Origin of the sequence: Delftia sp. 11MD (assembly GCF_050907895.1) — a bacterium.
Taxonomy (GTDB): domain Bacteria; phylum Pseudomonadota; class Gammaproteobacteria; order Burkholderiales; family Burkholderiaceae_C; genus Comamonas; species Comamonas tsuruhatensis.
Genome location: NZ_CP194333.1, coordinates 816,592 through 840,026 on the forward strand (window position 1 = coordinate 816,592; position 23,435 = coordinate 840,026).

Below are 23,435 nucleotides of genomic sequence, written 5' to 3' on the forward strand. Positions count from 1 at the left end.
GCTAAGGCTGCCATCAGCTTCGGTCTTCGCGATCTCGGTAGCCGTCCGTGCGTGCTCCCTTGGCGATGCCGGCCAGTTGTTCGAGTTCAGGCACGGGCATCAACAGCACGCCCTTGCCTTTGGGAATGAGCACGAATTCCTGACCCGCCTGCCAGTGCTGCTCATCGCGCACGTTCTTGGGGATGGATATCTGGAATTTGCTGGACAGAGTGGCCGTGGTGCTCATCGCTGCGCTCCGGGGATCGATGGAGATTTGGTAAGAATACGCGAAGGCAGGTGCAAGTCACACTAGTTCCCATGCAGCGTGCTTGCGTACGGTTTCGCGAAGGCAGGCCAGAGCCTGGGTCGCAAGTTTTGAAACCTGAACCGCTGCAATCCACACTTTTGTTGCGGGTTTACCCTTGTTTTTGGCAAGGATATATGGCAGCCCGCATAGGAAATATCGAGGCCGTCTTATGCGTTTGGGCGGGGCTGGACTTAATCTCGCGTACATCCGCAGGACTTACGCAAGCAAGAACGCAAACACGCCATCGCCACAGGGCCAGCGGCTTTCTTCCTCGGAATTTGCGTAAGTCGTGATCCGAACAGTCCACGCACCAGCAGTTGCCCCCACGAGCATGAGCCAGAGCCCCAGTTCCCAACCCATCCGCTTCTATCACCGCGGCCAGATCGTCGAGGTACAGGGGCCGCATCCCACGCGCTCGGTGCTCGACTGGCTGCGCGGCGACGCGCGCTGCACCGGCACCAAGGAGGGCTGCAACGAAGGTGACTGCGGCGCCTGCACCGTGGTCATCGCCGAGCTGGCCGAAGACGGCGCGCCCGACGCCGTGGGCGGCCTGCAGCTGCAGACGGTCAATGCCTGCATCCAGTTCCTGCCCACGCTGCACGGCAAGGCGCTGTTCACGGTGGAGGACGTCAAGGGCCAGTGCGCCGGCAAGCAGGGCTGTGCCACGGGCGAGCCCGCAGGCGGTGCCGAGCTGCACCCCGTGCAGCAGGCGCTGGTGGACTGTCACGGCTCCCAATGCGGCTTTTGCACGCCGGGCTTCGTGATGTCGCTGTGGTCGGCCTACGAGCACCACCAGCAGGCCGGCACGCGTCCCTCGCGCCAGCAGCTGGCCGACGAGCTGTCGGGCAATCTGTGCCGCTGCACGGGCTACCGTCCCATCCTGGACGCAGGCCAGCGCATGTTCGACCTGCCCGCCACGCGCATGGCCACCGACCCCGTGGTGCAGGCACTGCAGGGCCTGCGCGCGCAGGATGCCGGCCTGGACTATGCCGCGCCCAACGCCGCCCAGGGCGGCCGTGTGGACAGCTTCCACGCTCCGCGCACGCTGGACGAGCTGGCCGCCGTGTGCGAGGCCAAGCCCCGCGCGCGCCTGCTGGCAGGCTCCACCGATGTGGGGCTGTGGGTGACCAAGCAGTTCCGCGACCTGGGTGACATCGTCTATGTGGGCGACGTGGCCGAGATGAAGCGCGTCGAGGAGCGCCGCGGCGCGGGCAGCCTGGAAGGCGGCGAGCTGTACATCGGCGCCGGTGCCTCGCTGGAATCGGCCTGGTCGGCGCTGTCGCAGCGCTTCGAGGGGCTGACCGATGTGTGGCTGCGCTTTGCTTCCGTGCCCATCCGCCATGCGGGCACCATGGGCGGCAACGTGGCCAATGGCTCGCCCATTGGGGACTCGCCGCCCGTGCTGATGGCGCTGGACGCGCAGATCGAGCTGCGCAAGGGCGCACGCGTGCGCCGCATGCCGCTGCATGACTTCTACCTGGACTACATGAAGAACCAGCTGGAACCGGGCGAGTTCGTGCAGGCACTGGCCGTGCCGCTGGACGCTGCACGGCGCCAGACCCGTGCCTACAAGATCAGCAAGCGCTTTGACTGCGATATCTCGGCGCTGTGCGCGGGGCTGGCCATCGAGCTCGATGGCGAGGTGGTGAAGTCCGCGCGCCTGGCCTTTGGCGGCATGGCCGCCGTGGTCAAGCGTGCGGCCCTGGCCGAGGCGGCCATCGTGGGCCAGCCCTGGGACCAGGCCGCAGTGAAGGCCGCCCAGGCCGCGCTGGCCCAGGACTTCAAGCCCATGTCCGACATGCGCGCCAGCGCCGACTACCGGCTCAGGGTGGCGCAGAACCTGCTGCAGCGCCTGTGGCTGGAGACACGTCCGCAGCAGCCGCTGCCGCTGCAGGCCACCAGCGTCTGGAGCGTGATGCCCCACGCAGTGCACCAAGGAGCCTGAAATGAACCGCCCCATCGACCCTTCCCTGCTGCACTCGTCCGAGGCCTTTGCGCATTACCTGAAGAACACCGCCTTCCGCGTGGACGAGCGTGCCGAGGCCGGCGCCCACACCCAGGGCCAGCGCGTGGGCATCAGCTGCCCGCATGAGTCGGCCCATCTGCATGTGGCCGGCGAGGCCGCCTACATCGACGACCTGCCCGAGCTGGACGGCACGCTGCACTGCGCGCTGGGCCTGTCTCCCGTGGCCAATGGCCGGCTCAATGCGCTCAGGCTGGATGCCATCCGCGCCATGCCCGGCGTGGTGGCCGTGCTCACGGGCGAGGACATTCCCGGCGTCAACGACTGCGGCTCCATCATCCACGACGACCCCATCCTGTGCAGCGGCGAGATCCGCTACCTGGACCAGCCGCTGTTCGCCGTGATCGCCGAAAGCCGCGAGGCGGCGCGCCTGGCTGCGGCCCAGGCCAAGGCGGCGGCCGACATCACGGCCGAGCCGCCCGTGCTCACGCCCCAGCAGGCGCATGAGCTGGGCCAGTACGTGCTGCCGCCCATGCACCTGGCGCGCAGCACGAATGAAGGCGGCGCGCGCCGCGCCATGGACGAGGCGCCGCACCGCCTGAAGTCCTCGTTCTACGTGGGCGGCCAGGAGCAGTTCTACCTGGAAGGCCAGATCAGCTACGCCATTCCCAAGGAGGACGGCGCCGTCCACCTGTACTGCTCCACCCAGCACCCCAGCGAGATGCAGCACCTGGTGGCGCATGCGCTGGGCGTGGCCTCGCACGCCGTGCATGTGGAGTGCCGCCGCATGGGCGGCGGCTTCGGCGGCAAGGAGTCGCAGTCGGCCCTGTTCGCCTGCGTGGCCTCGGTGGCCGCGACGCGGCTGCGCCGCCCCGTCAAGCTGCGCCTGGACCGCGATGACGACTTCATGATCACGGGCCGCCGCCACTGCTTCTGGTACGAGTACGAGGTGGGCTACGACGACGAGGGCCGCATCCTCGGCGCCGAGATCTCCATGGTCTCGCGCGCCGGCCACTCGGCCGACCTGTCCGGCCCCGTGATGACGCGCGCGCTGTGCCACTTCGACAACACGTACTGGCTGCCCGATGTGTCCATGCACGGCTACTCCGGCAAGACCAATACGCAGAGCAATACGGCGTTCCGCGGCTTCGGCGGCCCGCAGGGCGCGATCGCCATCGAGAACATCATGGAGACGGTGGCGCGCGAGCTGGGGCGCGATGCGCTCGATGTGCGCCGCGTCAACTTCTACGGCAAGACCGAGCGCAATGTCACGCCCTATAGCCAGGTCGTGACCGACAACGTGATCCACGAGCTGGTGGCCGAGCTGGAGACCTGCAGCGACTACCGCGCGCGCCGCGATGCCATCGCCGAGTTCAACGCGGCCAGCCCCGTGCTCAAGCGCGGCCTGTCGCTGACGCCGCTCAAGTTCGGCATCTCCTTCAACGTCAAGCACTTCAACCAGGCCGGCGCCCTGGTCCATGTCTACAACGACGGCTCCATCCTCGTGAACCACGGCGGCACCGAAATGGGCCAGGGCCTGAACACCAAGGTGGCCCAGGTCGTGGCGCATGAGCTGGGCGTGGGCTTCGGTCGCGTGCGCGTCACGGCCACCGACACCACCAAGGTGGCCAATACCTCGGCCACGGCGGCATCGACGGGGGCCGACCTCAACGGCAAGGCCGCGCAGGACGCGGCGCGCCAGATCCGCGAGCGCCTGGCCGCCTGCGCCGCAGAGCGCCATGGCGGTCGCGCGGAGGACGTGCGCTTCGCCAACGACCAGGTCCACGTCAACGGCAAGGTGCTGGACTTCAAGGCCGTGGTGGGCGAGGCCTACATCGAGCGCGTGCAGCTGTGGTCCGACGGCTTCTATGCCACGCCCGGCCTGTCGTGGAACAAGGACACCATGCAGGGCCGGCCCTTCTTCTACTACGCCTACGGTGCCGCCGTGAGCGAGGTGGTGGTGGACACGCTGACCGGCGAGTTCAAGCTGCTGCGCGCCGACGTGCTGCACGATGTGGGCCGGTCGCTGAACCCGGCCGTGGACGTGGGCCAGGTCGAGGGCGCCTTCATCCAGGGCATGGGCTGGCTGACCACGGAAGAGCTGGTCTGGCACCCGCAAAGCGGCAAGCTCACCACGCACGCGCCCAGCACCTACAAGATCCCGACGGCCAACGACTGCCCGCCCGTGTTCAACGTGCGGCTGTTCGAGGGCGACAACTTCGAGGACTCCATCCACCGCAGCAAGGCCGTGGGCGAGCCGCCGCTGCTGCTGCCGTTCTCGGTGTTCTTCGCCATCCGCGATGCCGTCTCGGCCGCGGGCGGGCACCGCAGCAACCCGCCGCTGCAATCGCCGGCCACGCCGGAATCCATCCTGCGCGCCATCGAGGCCGTGCAGGCCGCCGGGAGCTGAGCGGACCGGCGCCGCCCCCTCATTCCTTGAATCCGCGCGCAGCGATGCGCGCAACCAGGTCCATGGCCGCCCGGCAGGGTGCCATGCCTTGTGCCGGCCTGGACAGCCGGTGCTCAACCCTGGGCGCTTTCACAACCGTTGCGCCCCGCATGCGAAAACAACACGGAGACAATGCGATGAACTGGATGGAACGGGTGTTCAAGCTCAGTGAGCACGGCACCAATGTAAGAACCGAGCTGGTCGCGGGCCTGACGACCTTTCTGACGATGGCCTACATCATCTTCGTCAATCCCTCGATCCTGGGGGATGCGGGGATGCCCAAGGGGGCCGTCTTCGTGGCCACCTGCCTGATCGCGGCGCTGGGCACGACCATCATGGCGCTGTACGCCAACTATCCCATCGCGCTGGCGCCGGGCATGGGCCTGAACGCCTATTTCGCCTACGTGGTGGTGCTGCACATGGGCTTCACCTGGCAGGCCGCGCTGGGCGCGGTCTTCGTCTCGGGCTGCCTGTTCCTGCTGGTGACGCTGTTCGGCCTGCGGGAGCTGATCATCAAGGGCATACCGCAGTCCATACGCATAGCGATCACCGTGGGCATCGGCCTGTTCCTGGCGCTGATCGCGCTCAAGAGCGCGGGCATCGTCGCCGCATCGCCGGCCACCTTCGTGACCCTGGGCGACCTGCACAAGCCCGAAGTCATCCTGGCCTCGCTGGGCTTTCTGATCATCGTGGTGCTGGACCGCCTGAAGGTGCCGGGCGCCATCCTGATCGGTATCGTCGTGGTCACCGTGGCCTCGTTCTTCTTCGCGGGCAACGAGTTCCACGGCGTGTTCTCGGCGCCGCCCTCCATCGCGCCCACCTTCCTGCAGCTGGACATCAAGTCCGCGCTGACCGGCGGCATCCTCAACGTGGTGCTGGTGTTCTTCCTGGTCGAGCTGTTCGATGCCACGGGCACGCTGATGGGTGTGGCCAAGCGCGCGGGCCTGCTGGTGCCCAGCCGCATGGGCCGCTTCAACCGCTCGCTGCTGGCCGACAGCGGCGCCATCTTCGCGGGCTCGCTGCTGGGCACCTCCAGCACCACGGCCTACGTGGAAAGCGCGGCCGGTGTGCAAGCGGGTGGCCGCACGGGCCTGACGGCGCTGACCGTGGCCGCGCTCTTCCTGTGCTGCCTGTTCCTGTCGCCGTTGGCCGGCGTGGTGCCCGGCTACGCCACGGCGCCTGCACTGTTCTTCGTGGCCTGCCTGATGCTCAAGGAGCTGACCGAGATCGAATGGGGCGAGACCACCGAGGCCATCCCCGCTGCCGTCACGGCACTGCTCATGCCCTTCACCTACTCGGTGGCCAATGGCCTGGCCTTCGGCTTCATCACCTATGCCGTGCTCAAGCTGTTCACGGGCCGTTCCAAGGAAGTGCACTGGATGGTGTGGCTGATCGGCGGCGTCTTCCTCTTCAAGTTCGTCTATATAGGCGGATAGCACCCCCTGAGGCGCTTGCGCGCCTTCCCCCGTATGCACGGCGCCCTCTCTCGCTTCGCGGGAGGGGGACGACGCCCTCGCCGCGAGGCGGCTCTTGCTCGGCGTCCCTGCTTTTGGGCCGCGCCAGTTTCATAGGCTTTGGGCTCAGGCAAGATGTTTGGTGGGCCCATGCTTGGCGGATGCCTTGCATGGTTTTTTTATGCGGGGTGGATGGCGCCCAGGATGCGCGGGCCGCGTGCGCCCGTCACGGCGGGCAAGTTGCCTGGCAAACCCAGCAGGGCCTGGCGCGCCAGCCAGGCGAAGGCGGCGGCCTCCACCTGCTGCGGCGGCAGGCCGCGCGCGGCCGTGGTGTCCACGGCCACGCCGGGCAGCAGGGCGGCGATGCGCTGCATCAGCTGCGTGTTGAAGGCGCCGCCGCCGCATACCAGCAGCTCGCCGCCGCCACGCCCGAAGCGCTGCACGGCACTGGCGCAGGCCCGGGCCGTGAATTCGGTGAGCGTGGCCTGCACTTCGGCGGGGCGGGCATCGGCGGCGCTGGTTGCACTGGCTGCACTGGCGGAAAGATGGCCGGCCAGCCAGTCCGCGTGGAACAGGTCGCGCCCCGTGCTCTTGGGCGGCGGCTGCTGCAGGAAAGGCTCGGCCAGCAGGCGGTCGAGCAGGGCGGGCAGCACCTGGCCCGTGGCCGCCCACTGGCCGCCGTCGTCATAGGGCTGGCCCGTGTGCGTCTGGCACCAGCCGTCCATCAGCGCATTGCCGGGGCCGCAGTCGAAGCCCAGCACCGTGCCATCGCCGGCCAGCACGCTGAGATTGGCGATGCCGCCGATGTTGAGCACCAGTACCGTCTCGCCGGGCCGGCCGAACACGCCCTGGTGGAAGGCGGGCACCAGTGGCGCACCCTGGCCGCCAGCGGCCACGTCGCGGCTGCGCAGGTCGGCCACCACGGCAACGCCGCTGAGCTCGGCCAGCAGGGCCGGGCTGTTGAGCTGCAGCGTGTAGCCCGTGCCGTCGAACATCTGCGGCCGGTGGCGCACGGTCTGGCCGTGGGCGCCGATGGCGGCGATCTGCGCGGGCGCCAGGCCCGTGGCCTGCAGCAGCTCCCGCACCACCTCGGCATAGCTGCGCGCCAGCGCATTGGCCGCCAGCGCCGCGCGGTGCAGCTCGTCGCGGCCCTCGGGGGTGTTCAGGGCCAGCAGCTCGGCGCGCAGCGCGGCATCAAAGCCACGGCTGGCATGCCACAGCACCTGCGTGCCTTCGGCAAAGTCCACAAGCACGCCATCCACCCCGTCTAGCGAGGTGCCGGACATCAGGCCTATGCAGTAGCGGTGGGCGATGGGGGAGGGGGCTGGCTGGTTCATGCCGGCAATGGTAGCCCTGCAGGACCCCGGGGCTGGCGATCACAAAAGGATGCGTCTGAAACAACAAAGGCTGCCAGGGCAGCCTTTGGAGGGGGTGCAGTGCTCAGCGCTCGGTGGCCAAGGCCAGCGCCTCGTTCGATGCCTGCAGCTCGATGCGCATCTGCGCGGCCATCTTGTCGAAGGCGGCGCGGCCGGCCTTGGAGACGGGGCGGGCGGCATCGGTGGCCTGGACGATGGTCATGGGGTCGCGGTGCTCGCCATTGACGCGGAACTCGAAGTGCAGGTGCGGGCCCGTGGCCCAGCCCGTGGAGCCCACGTTGCCGATGATGTCGCCCTGTTCCACGCGCTGGCCGCGCGTGACGCCGATGTGGCTCAGGTGGGCATAGACCGTGGTGTGGTTGTTGGCGTGGTCCACGAAGATCACGTTGCCGTAGCCGTTCTGCACTCCCGCGAAGGAGACGGTGCCGTCGCCCACGGTGCGTACCTTGGTGCCCGTGGGCGCCGCGAAGTCCGTTCCCAGGTGGGCTCGCCAGGTCTTGTGGATGGGGTGCATGCGCATGGCAAAGCCGCTGCTGATGCGCGAGAACTCCACGGGCGAGGTCAGGTAGGCCTGGCGGCGGCTCTTGCCGTCCATGGTGTAGTAGTCGCCTTTGGCCTTGCCTTCGTCCTGGAACCACAGGGCCTGCACGACCTTGCCGTTGTTGTGGAACTCGGCGCTGAGCACGCGGCCCGCGCGCAGCGGCTCGCCATCGGCTTCCAGCGATTCGTAGACCACCGAGAAGCGGTCGCCCTTGCGCAGGCCGCGGCGGAAGTCCACGTCGCCCTGGAAGATGTCGGCCATCTGCATGGCCACGGCGTCGGGAATGGAGGCCGCATCGGTGGCGGCGAACAGCGAGCTGCGGATGATGCCGCCGGCCAGGCGCGGCGAGGCGGTCAGCTTGCCCGTCTCGATGCGTGTGCTCAGTTCATTGTTCTTGCGCTCGACCACGAGGCGGCGGAAGCTGCCGTCCTCGTCGGGTGCCCAGCGCACGGTCAGCAGGGACAGCTGGTGGTCGGGCGTGGTCTCGGCCGTCACCAGGCGGCCGGCGCGGCCCAGCACATGCTGGCGCACCTGGTCGTTGCCGCGCATGAAGGCGGCGGCGGCCGGATCGGCCACGCCCAGGCGCTGCAGCAGGGTTTCGGCCGTGTCGCTGCCACGCGTGTATTCGGAACGGTACAGGGACATGCCCTGCACGCTGTCGGTCAGCTCGGCCAGGGTCTGGCCTTCTGCCAGCGACTCCACGGGCGTGGACAGCATGCGCACCGGCAGGTCGGCCGGATCGGGTCCCAGGTTGGCCACGGCGAAGGCGCCGCCGCCGCCCGTGAGCAAGATGGCTGCCAGTGCCGCGGTGACACGCTGGGGGTGTTGCTGGATCACGGAGGTCAGCCGCGCAACAAGAGCACCGCTGGCATGGTTCAAGCCATATTTCACAACATCAGATCCTTGGGTTGCGCGCATCCGGCCTGGGGGCCGGACAGCATCGCAGCGGCGGGATACGCTCTCCAGACGGGCAACAAGTCCGCGCTCTGTGGTGCGGAAAGGCGGGCGTCTAGAATTCGCCGCAGCGGGAAAATCCCCGGAGTATACCGACGCGGTCCTACGCGGCCTGGCGAAAAACCCTTATGAATCAATCTGCTGTTACAACATACCCGGTCACTGAAGGTGTAGGCCAAGCGCTTGAAATCACCCTGCGCGGCGTGGATGAACTGCTGCCCCAGGCCGACTGGGTGCAGAAACTGGCCCGCTCCGAGGCCACGGGCGTGCCGCTGCGCATCAAGCTGGGCCTGGATCCGACGGCGCCCGACATCCACCTGGGCCACACCGTGGTGCTCAACAAGATGCGCCAGCTGCAGGACCTGGGCCACCAGGTGATCTTCCTGATCGGCGATTTCACCACCCTGATCGGCGACCCTTCGGGCCGCAACAGCACGCGCCCGCCGCTGACGGCCGAGCAGATCAAGGTCAACGCCGAGACCTACTACACCCAGGCCGCCAAGGTGCTGGACCCGGCGCGCACCGAGGTGCGCTACAACAGCGAGTGGTGCGACAAGCTGGGCGCGCGCGGCATGATCGAGCTGTCGGCCAAGTACACGGTGGCCCGCATGATGGAGCGCAACGACTTCCACCAGCGCTTCACCGAGGGCAGCTCCATCAGCCTGCATGAATTCCTCTACCCGCTGCTGCAGGGCTATGACTCGGTGGCGCTGCGCGCCGACCTGGAAATGGGCGGCACGGACCAGAAGTTCAACCTGCTCATGGGCCGCCACCTGCAGCAGGAATACGGGCAGGACACGCAGTGCGTGCTCACCATGCCGCTGCTGGTGGGCCTGGACGGCGAGCACAAGATGTCCAAGTCCAAGAACAACTACATCGGCATCACCGAGGACGCCAACACCATGTTCGCCAAGGTGCTGAGCATCTCGGACACGCTGATGTGGAACTGGTACACCCTGCTGTCGTTCAAGAGCCTGGCCGAGATCGCCGCGCTCAAGGCCGAGGTGGAAGGCGGGCGCAATCCCAAGGACGCCAAGGTGCTGCTGGCCAAGGAGATCACGGCGCGCTTTCACAGCGCGGCGCTGGCCGATGCGGCCGAGCAGGATTTCAACAACCGCAGCAAGGGCGGCATTCCCGACCAGATCGACGAGGTCAGCCTGTCGGGCGCGCCGCTGGGCATCGGTGCCCTGCTCAAGCAGGCCAACCTGGCGCCCTCGACCAGCGAGGCCAACCGCCTGATCGACGGCGGCGGCGTGCGCGTGGATGGCACGGCCATCAGCGACCGGGGCCTCAAGCTCGAAGCCGGCACCTATGTGGTGCAAGTGGGCAAGCGCAAGTTTGCGCGCGTGACACTGGGCTGATGCCCGCGCCGGGCCATGCGCCCGGCTGCACAGCAATGAAGGACGCCGGCATGCCCGCGTCCTTTTTTCATCGCCGGGCCGCCCCAAGATGAAAACGGCCCCCTCGGGGGGCGCGGACCTTGCGCAGCAAGGGGAGCATGGGGGTTATTTTTCAAGCCGGGGGCGATTCGACGGTTTCGCGCGTGACCTCGGCCTGCTCCTGCAGCCACCGGCAGAAGGCGGCCACCTCGGGACGCGCGGCGCTGCGCGGGCCCACGATCAGCCAGTAGGCCAGCGGCGATTCCAGCCGGTGCGCGGGCAGCACCTCGACCAGGTCGCCAGCCGCCAGCGCATCGGCCACCAGCGGCAGGCGTGCAATGGCCAGGCCCTGTCCGGCCAGTGCGGCCTGCACGATCTGGTGGGCGTAGTTGAAGTACAGCCAGCGCGGCGGCTGCAGCTGGTCGCAGCCCTGCACGCCGAACCAGCGCTGCCAGCCCAGCCACTCCAGCTGGGGTATGCGGTGGGCGTCGCCGGTCTCGATCAGCGTGTAGCGGGCCGCGTCGGCCGGCGTCTTGAGCGGCGGGCCGCCGGCCAGCAGGCGCGGGCTGGCCACCACGGCCAATTGCTCGCCGAACAGGCGCTGCGCCTGGTGCCAGCCGTCGCCCGCGCGGCCGTAGCGCAGGGCCAGGTCCACATCGGTGGTGTCCAGGTCCATCACGGTGTCGCTGGTGTCGATGCGGATGTCGATATCGGGCCAGGCGCGCTGGAAGGACTCCAGGCGCGGGATCAGCCACATGGCGGCAAAGCTGGCCCAGGTGGTGATGGCCACGCTCTTGCGGCCCACGGTCTGGCGGATCTGGCGCACCGAGGCGTCGATCTGCTCCAGCGCGGGCGCCACCGAGCGCAGCAGCTGGGCGCCGGCCCCGGTCAGCTCCACGGCGCGCGTGTGACGCAGGAACAGCGGCACGCCGACTTCATCCTCCAGCGACTGGATCTGGCGGCTCACGGCCGACTGCGTCAGCGACAGCTCGTCGGCGGCCGCGCGGAAATTCAGGTGCCGGGCCACGGCCAGGAAGGCACGCAGATGGCCGGCTCCGATGGCGCGTGTGCGCAGCAGGGGAACGGGTGCAGTGGTGGCATGGGGCATGGCGCCGCCAGCATACGTCAATCGTGTGACCGGCCGCAGCCCTTGGCGGGCAGATAATCGGCGGCGTTGCCGGCACAGGTTCTGGCGTTTTGGATGAATCACCTATGACAGCACCTCTGGATCTCGTCATCATGGCCGCGGGCAAGGGCACGCGCATGAAAAGCCGCCTGCCCAAAGTCCTTCAGCGCCTGGCGGGGCGCCCGCTGCTGGGCCATGTGCTGGCGACCGCAGCGCAGCTGGATGCGCGTTCGGCCGTGGTGGTCACGGGCCACGGCGCGGACCAGGTGGAGCCCGCCATGGCGGCGGCCTGCCAGGGCGGCTCCATGGCGCTGAAGTTCGTGCGCCAGGAGCCGCAGCTGGGCACGGGCCATGCGGTGCAGCAGGCCGTGCCTGCGCTGGCGGGCGACGGCATGGTCATCGTGCTCTCGGGCGATGTGCCGCTGACGCAGGCCGACACGCTGCGCGCCCTGGTCGATGCGGCCGATGGCCAGCGGCTGGCGCTGCTGACCGTGCGCCTGCCCGATCCCACGGGCTATGGCCGCATCGTGCGCGGCGAAGACGGCACGGTGCAGCGCATTGTCGAGCAAAAGGATGCCAATGACGCCCAGCGCGCCATCCAGGAAATCTACAGCGGCATCATGGCCGTGCCGGCCCGCCACCTGGCCGGCTGGCTGGCCCGCCTGACCAATGACAACGCCCAGGGCGAGTACTACCTGACCGACGTGGTCGCCATGGCCGTGGCCGACGGCGTGCCCGTGGTCGCGCACTGCATTGCCGACCCCGTGCAGGTGGCCGGCGTCAACAGCCCGCTGCAGCTGGCCGAGCTGGAGCGCGCCCACCAGGGCGCCCAGGCCCGCACGCTGATGGAGCAGGGCGTGCGCCTGGCCGACCCCGCGCGCTTTGACCTGCGCGATGACCCGCGCACCGGCCGCGCGGCACGCCTGGTCTGCGGGCAGGATGTGGAGATCGACGTGGGCTGCATCTTCAGCGGCCATGTGGAGATTGGCGAAGGCGCGCGCATCGGCGCCTATTGCAGCATTGCCAACGCCACGATTGCGGCGGGCGCCGTCATCCATCCGTACACGCATGTCGATGGCGAGAAGGCCGGCGTCAGCGTGGGCGAGGGCGCCCTGGTGGGCCCGTTTGCGCGCCTGCGCCCCGGGGCGCAGCTGGGCCGCGAAGTGCACATCGGCAACTTCGTCGAGGTCAAGAACTCCGTGCTGGCCGATGGCGCCAAGGCCAACCACCTGGCCTACCTGGGCGATGCCACGGTGGGCGAGCGCGTCAACTACGGCGCCGGCTCCATCACGGCCAACTACGACGGCGTGAACAAGCACCGCACGGTGATCGAGGCCGACGCGCACATCGGCAGCAACTGCGTGCTGGTGGCGCCCGTCACCATTGGCGCGGGCGGCACGGTGGGCGGCGGCTCCACGGTCACCAAGAGCACCGAGCCTGGCGTGCTCACGGTATCGCGGGGCAGGCAGGTGAGCATCACCAGCTGGAAGCGCCCGGTCAAACTGCCCAAGTCCTGAGACTTCCGAGACACGTGGGCTCGAGGGCCCGCATTGCCGGCGGGTCCCGTACGGGGCAAGCCGATTTTCCGAATCTCCTGACCCTGTTCATGCCATGACGGAACCTTTCGCCCACCCTCCGCCCGACCCTGCCGCCGACCTGCAAGGCCCGCCCCGCACGCTGCAGGACGCGCTGGAGCGCCTGGCCCAGCGCGAGCAGGAGCTGCAGGCCCTGCGCGCCGCGCAGCAGGAATGGCTGCACGCGGTGTCGCACGACCTGCGCGCGCCGCTGCGCCATGTGCTGTCCTTCGGCCCCCTGGTGGACGAGCTGCTGTCGCAGGCCGCGCCTTCGCCGCAGGAACTGCAGGAGGCACGCGGCTTCCTGCAGACCATGGACCAGTCCGCCCGACGCATGGGCGGCATGCTCGACGGCCTGCTGGCCCTGGCGCGCGCCGCCCGCACGCCCATGCAGTGGCAGCCCATTGCCTTGCAGGAACTGCTGGAGCAGGCGCGCACGGCGGTGCTGGCGCAGCCGCGCTGGGCGGCCTGCGGCGCGGCGGCGCGGCTGCAATGGAGCCTGCCGCAGCAAAGTCCCGCCGTGCGTGCCGACGCGGCCCTGCTGCGCCAAGTGCTGGAGGCGCTGCTGGACAACGCCGTCAAGTTCACCCAGCCCGTGGCCCAGCCGCGCATTGCCATCGATGTGGAGCGCCATGCCGACGGCGGCATCACGCTCAGCGTGACGGACAACGGCGTGGGGTTCGACCCCTCGCGTGCGGGCGCGCTGTTCGGCATCTTCCAGCGCATGCACCGTGAGTCGGAGTTTCCGGGCCTGGGCACGGGCCTGGCCCTGGTGCGCGGCGTCATGCGCCGCCACGGCGGCGAGGCCACCATCCGCGCCACGCCGGCGGGCGGCTGCAGCGTATGCCTGAACTGGCCCGGCGGCGAAGTGCGGCGCACGGATCGCGGGCTCTGAGTCTGCCTGCCGCTGGCGCCAGCCCTCAGATCAGCGTGTCGTCCGGCTCGGGCTGGTGTGCCTGGCGCGAGGCCTCGCTGCCCGCGTCCGTGCCCGACCTGGTGGGCGCGCTGCCGGCCATCAGCGGCGCAGCAGGTATCACCTGGTCGCGCCCGGCGTCCTTGGCGCTGTAGAGAGCGCTGTCGGCCGCATTGATCCAGTCCTTGACCGACAGAAAGCTGGGGTCCGCCGCCGCCACGCCAATGCTGGCGCTGACGCGCAGATGCGGGTGCTCGCGCACGCGCAGCTGGCTCAGCTGGTTGCGTATGCGCAGGGCCACCGCATAGGCATCGTCCAGATGGGTGTGCATGCACAGCACGGCGAATTCATCGCCTCCGTAGCGGCCGGCCGCGTCATGCGATCGCAGGCAGTGCCGGATGGTCAGGCCGATGGCCTGCAGCACCTCGTCACCCACGGTGTGCCCAAAGCTGTCGTTGATGCGCTTGAAGTGGTCTATGTCCACGATCAGCAGGCAGGCCGAGGTCTGCGTCTGCCGGTAGTCGCGCAGCGCGGCGCGCGCCTTCTGCCACCAGTAGTCGCGGCTGTACAGCGTGGTCAGGGGGTCGATGCGGCTGAGCACCTGCAGCTTCACGTTCTGTCGTGCCAGCTTGCGCACCAGCTGGCGCGTGGACCAGCTGGAGAACACGCTGTGCAGCAGGAGCAGGGGCAGCATGCTCAGCTGCACTGCCAGGCTGGCCTCCCACTCGGGCGCGGGCCGCAGCAGCAGGGCCCCCGCGGCGGCGGCCAGGAAGGTGGCGAACAGCGATTGCAGCCAGCCATCGCGCGTGGCCGTGTGGTTGCGGTCTGCAATGCTGATGGCCAGCAGCGCAATGCTGGGCAATGCACAGAAATGCATGACGGGAATCCAGCTGCCGATGATCAGCGCATCTATCTTCAGATTGGCGTGTTCGGCGCGGTGGCTGTCACGGCTGTGGCGGGCGTGGAGAAAGGCGATGTGCGGCCAGACCAGGGCGCTCACCAGCACAAAGCCCCAGACAGCCGTGCTGGCGCCCAGCTCGGTCATGGTCGTGCCCACGACGAGGCCACCCAAAGCCATGCTGGAGACGCGCAAGGGATAGGTGCGGCGATGGATGCGCTGGCGCAAGGACATGGCGGTGCGAGCCGAGTGCGCGCCGATTGCCTAGCGCGTCAGAAAGTGTTGTTGCATCAATTTGTATCATTGTCCCCGTGCGTGCGCAACGCCTTAAAGTCCAACGTTGCCCAAAGTTGGCGTTCGGGACACATTGCAGGCTTGCTGTCCTACGCAGTCCCGCCGCCGCGCAGTTTCCTGATGCGCACAATTACTCGCAAAATCAAGCGTCCTGGCCTCATTGGGCGCCTGTTCCGGGATTTGCCGGCGGCAGCGGCATGGCGGTGGAGAACTTGGCGCGCCTGACGCTGAAAAAACTCTTGACATTGCGCACGTTGGCGTCGCCCGTGAATAGCGCCCGGCTCAACTCCAGGTAGGCCGGCATGTCGGGCGCGGCCACCACGAGGATGAAATCAGGCCCCGCCGATACGCGCCAGCACTGCTGCACGGCGTCCAGCGCCACGGCGCGGCGCTCGAATCCGTCCAGCGCGTCACTGTCCTGGCGGTCCAGCGAGACCTCCACAATGGCCTGCAGCCCATGGCCCAGGGCGGCGGCCAGGCGTTCGGGCTGCAGGATGGCCACCTGCCGCTCGATCAGCCCGGACTCCTGCAGCCGCCGCACGCGGCGCAGGCAGGTGGGCGGCGACAGCTGCAGCAGCGCGGCCAGTGCCTGGTTGCTGCGGCTGCAGTCTTCTTGCAGCAGCTGCAGCAACTGCAGGTCGGTAGCGTCCAGTTGAATGGAATTTTGGTTCATTTTGTTATTTATATTGAAATAATATTTCTTGAATGCCTGATGATGAAATATTAGTTCAATAGATAAGGAAATCTGGAGAGAAATTTCTTTTCAACCTGCGTAGCATCCGTCGTCATCTCGAAACAAGGAGCTTGTCCATGTGTGGCATCGTCGCAGCGGTTTCCTTCCGCGATATCGTCCCCGTTCTCGTCCAGGGCCTGCAGCGCCTGGAATATCGCGGCTATGACTCCTGCGGCGTGGCCGTGCAGGCGCTGGACGCACAGGGCGTGCACAGCCAGGGCCTGCGGCGCGCCCGCTCCACGGCGCGCGTGGCCGAACTCATGGACCAGGTGCAACAGGACAAGGTCATCGGCCACACCGGCATTGCCCACACGCGCTGGGCCACGCATGGCGAGCCGGCGGTGCGCAACGCCCATCCGCATTTCAGCCACGGCCCTGGCGTCTCGCCCGTGGCCGACACCGACCAGCCGGCCCGCGTGGCCCTGGTGCACAACGGCATCATCGAAAACTACGAAGCCCTGCGCGCCGAGCTGCAGTCCAAGGGCTATGTCTTCGCCAGCCAGACGGACACCGAGGTCATCGCCCACCTGGTGGACAGCCTCTACGGCGGCGACCTGTTCGAGGCCGTGCAGGCCGCCACGCAGCGCCTGCATGGCGCCTTTGCCATCGCCGTCATGCACAAGGACGAACCGCAGCGCGTGGTGGGCTCGCGCGCCGGCTCGCCGCTGATCCTGGGCGTGGGCCAGGACGGTGCCGAACACTTCCTGGCCAGCGACGCCATGGCCCTGGCCGGCGTGACCGACCAGATCGTCTACCTGGAAGAGGGCGACATCGTGGACCTGCAGCCTGGCCGCTACTGGCTGGTGGGCAAGGGCGGCGAGCGGCTGGCGACCGAGCAGCGCCCCGTGCGCACCGTGCACGCCCACAGCGGCGCGGCCGAGCTGGGTCCCTACCGCCACTACATGCAAAAGGAAATCTTCGAGCAGCCGCGCGCCATTGCCGACACGCTGGAAGGCGTGCAGGCCATCGTGCCCGAGCTGTTCGACGGCGTGGCCTCGGACGGCAAGGCCGGCACTTCGGCCTGGCGCGTGTTCAAGGAGATCGACCGCGTGCTCATCCTGGCCTGCGGCACCAGCTACTACAGCGGCTGCACGGCCAAGTACTGGATCGAGTCGCTGGCCGGCCTGCCCTGCAGCGTGGAAGTGGCCAGCGAATACCGCTACCGCACCAGCGTTCCCCATCCCAAGACCCTGGTCGTCACCATCAGCCAGTCGGGCGAGACCGCCGACACCCTGGCCGCGCTGCGCCATGCCCAGAACCTGGGCATGAAGCACACGCTGACCGTCTGCAACGTGGCCACCAGCGCCATGGTGCGCGAATGCGAGCTGGCCTACATCACGCGCGCCGGCGTGGAGATCGGCGTGGCCTCCACCAAGGCCTTCACCACCCAGCTGGCAGGCCTGTTCCTGCTGACCCTGGCCCTGGCCCAGTCGCAAGGGCGGCTGAGCGAGGAAAAGGAGCAGCAATACCTGGCCGCCATGCGCCACCTGCCCGTGGCCCTGCAATCCGTGCTGGCGCTGGAGCCCCAGGTCATCAGCTGGTCCGAGGACTTCGCCAAGCGCGAGAACGCGCTCTTCCTGGGCCGTGGCATCCACTACCCGATTGCGCTGGAAGGCGCGCTCAAGCTCAAGGAAATCAGCTACATCCACGCCGAGGCCTATCCGGCCGGCGAGCTCAAGCACGGCCCGCTGGCCCTGGTGGACAGCGCCATGCCCGTGGTCACGGTGGCGCCCAATGACGAGCTGCTGGAAAAGCTCAAGAGCAACATGCAGGAAGTGCGTGCGCGCGGCGGCGTGCTCTATGTGCTGGCCGATGCCAAGACCAACATCGAAAGCAGCGAAGGCATGCATGTCATCCGCATGCCCGAGAACTACGGCGCGCTCAGCCCCATCCTGCACGTGGTCCCGCTGCAGCTGCTGGCCTACCACACGGCCTGCGCACGCGGCACCGATGTGGACAAGCCGCGCAACCTGGCCAAGAGCGTGACGGTGGAGTGAGGCGGGGGCCGGGGTAGGGCGCAGGCCGTGGCCTGCCCTGGTCCTTCGTTGCCCCCTGTGCGAAATGTCCGTCGGACACCCGGCGGCTGGCCTACCTGCGGTGTCGCAACATGGGGCTGCGCACGCTCTGGCCGGTCCTACGGCTGAGCCGCATGTCCGGTCCCACACTGGTTACCAGCGCAGTGCATATCTGCGCTGCAGTCGGGCGCTTCGTTTGACGCGCCTCTTTGACCACCATGTGAAGGAGATACCCATGGCTCAGCAAAACGACCAGCAACAGCAGCAAAACAACCCGCAGCAGCAGAACCCGAACCAGCAAAACCCGGGACAGCAGCAGCAGGACAACCCCCAGCACAAGCAGCCTGGCCAGAACCAGCCAGGCCAGCAGCAGCCCAATCAGCCCCGCTGACAGGCTGGGCGGCGTTCCGTTTGACGTGAGGATGGAACCATGAAACAGCTTCTTCCCACGAGAGGCCCGCAGCATCCGGCCTATGTTCCCATGCAGATGGGGCAACCCATCACGGACAGGAACTACAGCCAGATGCAGTGCAAGGCGAACGTCCGCCAACAAGGGCAGCCTTTGCGCCAGCCACAGCAACGCTGATTGATCGCAGCCAGCGCTGGTGCAGCGCTCCCTGGAACCGGCCGCCTTCGGGCGGCTTTTCCGTGTCGAGGGCCTGCCCTGGCCGGGGCCGCCGGAGATCTCCCCGCACAATGACGCCTTTCCAGCATCAACCTCCAAGGATTTCAACGATGACACTGCAGCGCCCCTGCTTCGTTTTGCCGACCCTGGTGCTCGCCCTGGGATTGTCGGGGTGTGCCGCGCCGCCTTCCAGCGGGCAGCTCGAGAAGGAGGAAGCGGAGCAGGCGAAGACGCTGTGGGTGATCAGCGAGGCCTTGAAGGCCAACATGGCCGTGGTGCTGGTGGCTGACCTGACGCCGCACAAGTCGCTGGCCGACGCCGAAGGCATGTCCAAATGGACCTCGAACGTGCTGTGGACCCACCAGGACAGGCCGGAGATCGTGTTCGGCCGCAAGTTCCAGAACAACGCGCTGCAGCGCGATCCCAAGACCACCTACCTCTTCAAGGCCTTCGAGGTCCATGTCCTGCCCCCCGGCAAGTACCTGCTGACGGGCGGCGATGACTACTGGCTCAATGCCCGGCTCGACCAGCTGGGGGCCAAGGCGGGCGCTGCGGGCGCAGGCCGCGGCGCCAGCGGCACGGTGTCCCTGGCGCCCGAGACCTACCGAGAGTTCTATACCGAGATGAACTGGAAGGAGGCCACCACGCACACGCAGACCCGCACCGAGAAGTACTGCACCACGGTGCACCGTGCCTCGGGCCATTGCGTGGCCTGGGGCGAGCGGCAGGTCACGGACAGTACGCCGGGCATGGGTGCGGGCTACTACCAGGACACGGACTCGCGCGACATCCCCGCGCTCAAGGTCCAGGTGCGCGTGCCGCCCCGGCAGGCCCTGGCCAGTTTCACGCTGGAAGGCGGGCAGCTGGTGCTGAGCCAGCGCTCGTATCTGAAGACGCCCAGCTACCAGTTCCGCCAGGCGGGCTGCCGCAAGGTGGCGGCCGAGAAGGTCGAATGCCCGCTGGAGGACTTCACCGTCCACACGCTGCCGGTGCCCATGGAATTCACGCGCACCTATCTGGCCTCCCGCGCCAACCTGACCCCTGACCAGGAAAAACTCATGGCGCGGCTGGTGCCCATGCAGGTCACCACCCTGGGCCGCCAGGGCGCCGCCGATCCGATCTGGGGCACGCCGATCTCGCTGCGCAAGGGGCCTTGAGGTCCGGGCGCAGCCGATGGCCGATGGCCGATGGTCGATGGTCGTTGATCGGCTGCGTCGGGTGGCTGCCCTTTCCGTGCCCGGCCGGTTGTTGGCGGGCTGCGGCGACCGGTGCCTGCCTATGGGGTCACCAGGTGTGCGCGTAGCTGATCTTCAGCACCGTGCCGGCCGCTGGCAGGCGGCTGGTGTTGTTGTTGCTGCGCAGCAGCTGGCTGTAGAGCGGGAAGTACTGGCGGTTGAACAGGTTTTCCACGCCCAGGGACACACGGTTCTTGGGGTCGATCTTCCACTGGCTGATCAGGTCCACCGTGGTGTAGCCCCGTGTGTCATAGCGGCCGAAGCCGGTCTTGCCGCCCAGGCGGTAGTCCTTGGAGGCATAGGCGGTGGCCTGGAGGCGATGGCTCCAGCGCGTGTCGGGCCGGTACTCCACATAGGCCGTGAGCTTGAGCGGAGGGATGCGAAAGCCCGTCATGTCCTGGTAGCCGCTGGCGGCCTGGGGCAGCTCGCGGCCCTTCATCCAGGTGAAGCTGCCGCCCACGCTCCAGTGGTCGTCGTCGCTGAAGTAGTCCAGGCCGCCTTCGATGCCATGGATCTTCTCGCGGGTGCGCAGCAGGGTCAGGCCATTGTTGAAGCTCTGCACGGCGCCCAGGTTGGAGCGCGACTGGAAGACGCTGAGGTTGGCCATCACGTTGGAGAACTTGCCGCGCCAGCCCATTTCATAGGTGTTGGTCTTGACCGCCTGCAGGTTGGAGTTGCCCAGGTTGAAGGCCGGCGTGGCATTGCGCACCACCACGCCGATGTCCGGCAGCTCGAAGCCCTGGCTGTACGAGGCATAGAGCTCCTGGCCGGGGACCGGCGTGAAGACCGTGCCCAGGTTGTAGGTCCAGGCGTTGTACCGGACGGTGCCGCCGTTCACGGACTGGGGGCTGGGGGCGCGTGACTGCGACAGCGGCGTGAAGTCATTGAAGCTGGCCTGGGCGCGGTCGTAGCGCAGGCCGCCTTCCGCCGACCATTGCGCATTGAACCGGTGCTGCAGCTGAGCGAAGGCGCCGATGCTGCGCGTGGTGACGGGCGGCATGTAGATCAGCTGGCCCGTCTTGTGGAAGACCAGGCCGCCGCTGGCGTCATAGGCCCGGGGATCGAAGATGTCGATGGGCATGTCGGTGCGCTCCTGGTTGAAGTCCGCACCCCAGATCAGCAGGCTCTTCTTGCCGGCGCCCAGCGGCGTCTTCAGGGTCAGGCGCCCGCCAAAGACCTCGGAGTTCTGCATGGACTGGTCGACATTGGCGCCCCGCACCGGCACGGCGCGTGCGTCGAAGGGCGCAAACCGCGTGAAGAAGTCCCGGTAGTAGAGCTGGGCGGCCAGCGTGCTGCCTGCGATGTCCCGGTTCTCGTAGTCCAGGCCCAGCATGGTGTTCTTGATCTGGTTCTGGTCGGCCAGCACCAGGCCCTTGATGGGGCGGGCCGCCGCCGTTCCGGCCGGCAGCCGCGCCACCGACGGGTCGGAGGCGTAGTCCGTGTCCTGGGCCGCGTTGTAGTGGCTGGCGGTCAATTGCAGGCGCTGGTCGGCATCGAGCTTGAAGCCGATCTTGGCCGAGGCGTTGTAAATGTTGGAGTCGAACAGGTCGCCCTGGCTGGGCTCGGGCGCAATGCGGTTGCCCTTGGCGTCGAAGGCGCCGCCCATGTGCCTGGCGCCCAGGCTCACCGAATAGTCGACCACCTCGCCACCGCCGGACAGGTAGTGCTGCACTTCGCCGCCCAGCCCCGCGCCGCGCAGGCGGGACAGCGGGGCCGAGCCGGTGACGATGGTTTCGGCCCGCGTCTCGCCCGAGGGCCGCTTGGTGCGGATGGAGACAATGCCGCCCGCCGCACCGCTGCCGTAGATGGCGCTGCTGCCGCGCAGCACCTCGATCTGCTCGATGTCGGCCGGGTTGATGTTGGCCAGGTTCCTGGACGAGTCGCGGTTGGTGTTCAGCGGAACGCCGTCCACCAGCACCAGCATGTTGCGGCCGCGCAGCGTCTGGCCGTAGTCGGTGATGGTGTGGCTGGAGTCCGCCATGCCGGGGACCACCTTGCTGAGCATGGTGGCCAGGCTGTCCGAGCCCTGGCGCAGCTGCTCCACCTCCTGGCCTTCCAGGATCGTGACTTGCCGCGAGGGCGCGACCAGGTTGTTCTGCGTGCGCGCGGTCACCGTGATGGCGGCAAGTTCCGTGGCCTGTGCCGCGGCTGGGGCTGAGGGTGAGGGCACGGCCGCTGCGGCAGACGGCGCCTGGCGTGCCGCCGCAGGCAGCTTCTCCAGCGCGTAGTTGCCCGCACCCACGCGGCGCGCTGTCCAGCCTGACGTGTTCAGCAGCTGCGCAAAGCCGTCTTCCACGGAGAACGTGCCGGACAGGCCGCGTGTCTCCATGCCGACGAGCTGCTGCAGGTCCATGCCCAGGTTCACGCCTGCCTGCGCGGCAAAGGCCATCAGCGCCGGGCCCAGCGGACCCGGCTGGATCTGGTAGCTCCTGGCAGCGGCGCTGGCGGCCGGCTCGGCCGCCTGGACTGGCAGCGCGTGCAGCAGCAGCGAGGTGCTGACGGCCAGGGCCGCCAAGGCGGTGGCGCGCAGGCTGGCGCGTGGTCCGGCGGTGGAAGAAGGGGAGTGCATGGTGTTCTGTCCTCTGGGCTGTCGATGAAAGTGGTCTTCGCAAGCCTTGACAGGCGAGAGCGAAAAACCGGACAGCCACGGCAGAAAAAAATCGGATCAGCGCCGCGCCACCGTCACCCAGTACCGGCTGCGCTCGTGCACGCGCACCGGCAGGGTCTGGGCCAGCAGGGCCAGGATGCGGTCGGTGTCATGCAGCTGGTAGGTGCCGGAGACGCGCAGGTCGGCGACATCGTCGTCGCACCGCACAAGGCCCTCGCGGTAGCGCGACAGCTCGGCCAGGAAGTCCTGCAGCCGCAGGTTCTCGGCATAGAGCACGCCCAGTGTCCAGGCCGAGTCCCGCGGCGCCACCGGGCGGGTGGAGCTGGCGCCATGGCCGTCGAAATGCAGTTGCTCGCCCGCATGCACCACCACGGCCGTGGCCGATGCTGCCGGCGTGACGCGCACCGCGCCTTCCAGCACGGCCAGCGCCGTGCCGTGCTCCAGCTTGCGCACGATGAAGCGCGTGCCCAGGGCCTGCATCTGGCCGTCGTCTGTCTGCACCATGAAAGGCTGGGAGGCGTAGGGCGGGGCATGCGCGGTCTCGACCAGGATTTCCCCCGCATGCTGGCGGATGCGCCGCGCCGTGCCATCCATGCGCACGCTGATGGCCGAGGCCGTGTTCAGCTGCACGCGGCTGCCATCGGCCAGCGTGACCGCGCGGCGCTCGCCCCTGGCCGTGCGGTAGTCGGCCGTCCAGTCCTGCCAGGGCAGATGGCGCCAGGCCAGCCAGCCCAGCGCAGGCGTGGCCAGGGCCAGCACGGCCGAGCCCAGCAACTGGCGCCGTGCCGCCGAGGGGCGCGCGCGGTTGAGCGTGGCCATGCCTACGGCGGCGGGCACGGTGTTGAAGCGGCCCTTGAGCTGCTCGGCGCATTGCCAGATCTGTTCATGCCGGCTGCTCTGGCTGCGCCAGCGCGCCAGTTCGGCCTGCTCGGCCGCGCTGAAGTCCGATGCGTGCCTGCGGGCCAGCCAGCGGGCGGCCTCGTCCAGGATGCGTGCGTCTGCGGCCTGCATG

The 23,435-nt window shown here is 68.2% G+C and carries 18 protein-coding genes; 10 read left to right on the forward strand and 8 right to left on the reverse strand.

Going from position 1 to position 23,435, the window contains the following annotated elements:
• Positions 1–13 precede the first annotated feature (13 nt).
• The gene (locus tag ACRSCF_RS03685) at positions 14–226 is read right to left on the reverse strand and encodes an AbrB/MazE/SpoVT family DNA-binding domain-containing protein (RefSeq protein ID WP_016448455.1); all 213 of its coding nucleotides are present in this window, start codon (positions 224–226) and stop codon (positions 14–16) included.
• Between the two features lie 391 nt (positions 227–617).
• On the opposite strand from ACRSCF_RS03685, the gene xdhA reads away from it, so the two are divergent.
• The 3 genes from xdhA to ACRSCF_RS03700 all read left to right on the forward strand — a co-directional run bounded on the left by xdhA (position 618) and on the right by ACRSCF_RS03700 (position 6,134).
• The gene (xdhA, locus tag ACRSCF_RS03690; RefSeq protein WP_034363258.1) at positions 618–2,231 is read left to right on the forward strand and encodes a xanthine dehydrogenase small subunit; all 1,614 of its coding nucleotides are present in this window, start codon (positions 618–620) and stop codon (positions 2,229–2,231) included.
• A gap of 1 nt (position 2,232) precedes the next feature.
• Positions 2,233–4,659, forward strand: coding sequence for a xanthine dehydrogenase molybdopterin binding subunit (xdhB, locus tag ACRSCF_RS03695; protein WP_432675186.1), 2,427 nt, complete (start codon positions 2,233–2,235; stop codon positions 4,657–4,659).
• Positions 4,660–4,835: 176 nt separating this feature from the next.
• Positions 4,836–6,134, forward strand: coding sequence for an NCS2 family permease (locus ACRSCF_RS03700; protein ID WP_016448452.1), 1,299 nt, complete (start codon positions 4,836–4,838; stop codon positions 6,132–6,134).
• A gap of 197 nt (positions 6,135–6,331) precedes the next feature.
• Here ACRSCF_RS03700 and ACRSCF_RS03705 read toward each other — a convergent pair whose 3' ends face one another.
• Both ACRSCF_RS03705 and ACRSCF_RS03710 read right to left on the reverse strand, forming a co-directional pair.
• Positions 6,332–7,489 carry an anhydro-N-acetylmuramic acid kinase gene (locus tag ACRSCF_RS03705; protein ID WP_244387774.1) on the reverse strand — a complete coding sequence of 386 codons (1,158 nt, stop codon included), beginning with the start codon at positions 7,487–7,489 and terminating at the stop codon, positions 6,332–6,334.
• 103 nt (positions 7,490–7,592) lie between these two features.
• Positions 7,593–8,987: a peptidoglycan DD-metalloendopeptidase family protein gene (locus ACRSCF_RS03710; RefSeq protein ID WP_052151611.1), complete on the reverse strand. Its 1,395-nt coding sequence runs from the start codon at positions 8,985–8,987 to the stop codon at positions 7,593–7,595.
• A 164-nt stretch (positions 8,988–9,151) separates the two neighbouring features.
• Here ACRSCF_RS03710 and tyrS point away from each other — a divergent pair, with 164 nt between their 5' ends.
• Positions 9,152–10,384, forward strand: a complete 1,233-nt coding sequence (gene tyrS, locus ACRSCF_RS03715) for a tyrosine--tRNA ligase (RefSeq protein WP_016448449.1) — start codon at positions 9,152–9,154, stop codon at positions 10,382–10,384.
• Positions 10,385–10,535: 151 nt separating this feature from the next.
• On the opposite strand, the gene ACRSCF_RS03720 is transcribed toward tyrS, so the two are convergent.
• On the reverse strand, positions 10,536–11,510 hold the full coding sequence (locus ACRSCF_RS03720; protein WP_034363262.1) for a LysR substrate-binding domain-containing protein: 975 nt from the start codon (positions 11,508–11,510) through the stop codon (positions 10,536–10,538).
• A gap of 104 nt (positions 11,511–11,614) precedes the next feature.
• Between ACRSCF_RS03720 and glmU the strand changes: the two genes are divergently transcribed.
• The gene (gene glmU, locus ACRSCF_RS03725; protein ID WP_244387775.1) at positions 11,615–13,045 is read left to right on the forward strand and encodes a bifunctional UDP-N-acetylglucosamine diphosphorylase/glucosamine-1-phosphate N-acetyltransferase GlmU; all 1,431 of its coding nucleotides are present in this window, start codon (positions 11,615–11,617) and stop codon (positions 13,043–13,045) included.
• 94 nt (positions 13,046–13,139) lie between these two features.
• Positions 13,140–13,997, forward strand: coding sequence for a sensor histidine kinase (locus ACRSCF_RS03730; RefSeq protein ID WP_016448447.1), 858 nt, complete (start codon positions 13,140–13,142; stop codon positions 13,995–13,997).
• Between the two features lie 25 nt (positions 13,998–14,022).
• Here the strand turns inward: ACRSCF_RS03730 and ACRSCF_RS03735 are convergent, their stop codons facing one another.
• The gene (locus tag ACRSCF_RS03735) at positions 14,023–15,147 is read right to left on the reverse strand and encodes a GGDEF domain-containing protein (protein ID WP_016448446.1); all 1,125 of its coding nucleotides are present in this window, start codon (positions 15,145–15,147) and stop codon (positions 14,023–14,025) included.
• A 217-nt stretch (positions 15,148–15,364) separates the two neighbouring features.
• Positions 15,365–15,880: an Lrp/AsnC family transcriptional regulator gene (locus tag ACRSCF_RS03740; RefSeq protein WP_016448445.1), complete on the reverse strand. Its 516-nt coding sequence runs from the start codon at positions 15,878–15,880 to the stop codon at positions 15,365–15,367.
• Between the two features lie 137 nt (positions 15,881–16,017).
• Here ACRSCF_RS03740 and glmS point away from each other — a divergent pair, with 137 nt between their 5' ends.
• The 4 genes from glmS (at position 16,018) to ACRSCF_RS03760 (ending at position 19,737) form a co-directional block, all read left to right on the forward strand.
• Positions 16,018–17,937, forward strand: coding sequence for a glutamine--fructose-6-phosphate transaminase (isomerizing) (glmS, locus tag ACRSCF_RS03745; RefSeq protein WP_034363265.1), 1,920 nt, complete (start codon positions 16,018–16,020; stop codon positions 17,935–17,937).
• Between the two features lie 253 nt (positions 17,938–18,190).
• Positions 18,191–18,346: a hypothetical protein gene (locus tag ACRSCF_RS03750; protein WP_164474684.1), complete on the forward strand. Its 156-nt coding sequence runs from the start codon at positions 18,191–18,193 to the stop codon at positions 18,344–18,346.
• A 39-nt stretch (positions 18,347–18,385) separates the two neighbouring features.
• Positions 18,386–18,541 carry a hypothetical protein gene (locus ACRSCF_RS03755; protein WP_016448436.1) on the forward strand — a complete coding sequence of 52 codons (156 nt, stop codon included), beginning with the start codon at positions 18,386–18,388 and terminating at the stop codon, positions 18,539–18,541.
• 149 nt (positions 18,542–18,690) lie between these two features.
• Positions 18,691–19,737, forward strand: a complete 1,047-nt coding sequence (locus ACRSCF_RS03760; RefSeq protein ID WP_244387776.1) for a hypothetical protein — start codon at positions 18,691–18,693, stop codon at positions 19,735–19,737.
• Between the two features lie 127 nt (positions 19,738–19,864).
• Here ACRSCF_RS03760 and ACRSCF_RS03765 read toward each other — a convergent pair whose 3' ends face one another.
• Together ACRSCF_RS03765 and ACRSCF_RS03770 are read right to left on the reverse strand one after the other, a co-directional pair.
• Positions 19,865–22,384 carry a TonB-dependent siderophore receptor gene (locus tag ACRSCF_RS03765; RefSeq protein WP_244387777.1) on the reverse strand — a complete coding sequence of 840 codons (2,520 nt, stop codon included), beginning with the start codon at positions 22,382–22,384 and terminating at the stop codon, positions 19,865–19,867.
• A gap of 96 nt (positions 22,385–22,480) precedes the next feature.
• Positions 22,481–23,434 (reverse strand): FecR domain-containing protein, encoded by a 954-nt coding sequence (locus tag ACRSCF_RS03770; RefSeq protein ID WP_244387778.1) that lies wholly within the window; start codon positions 23,432–23,434, stop codon positions 22,481–22,483.
• Position 23,435 lies beyond the last annotated feature (1 nt).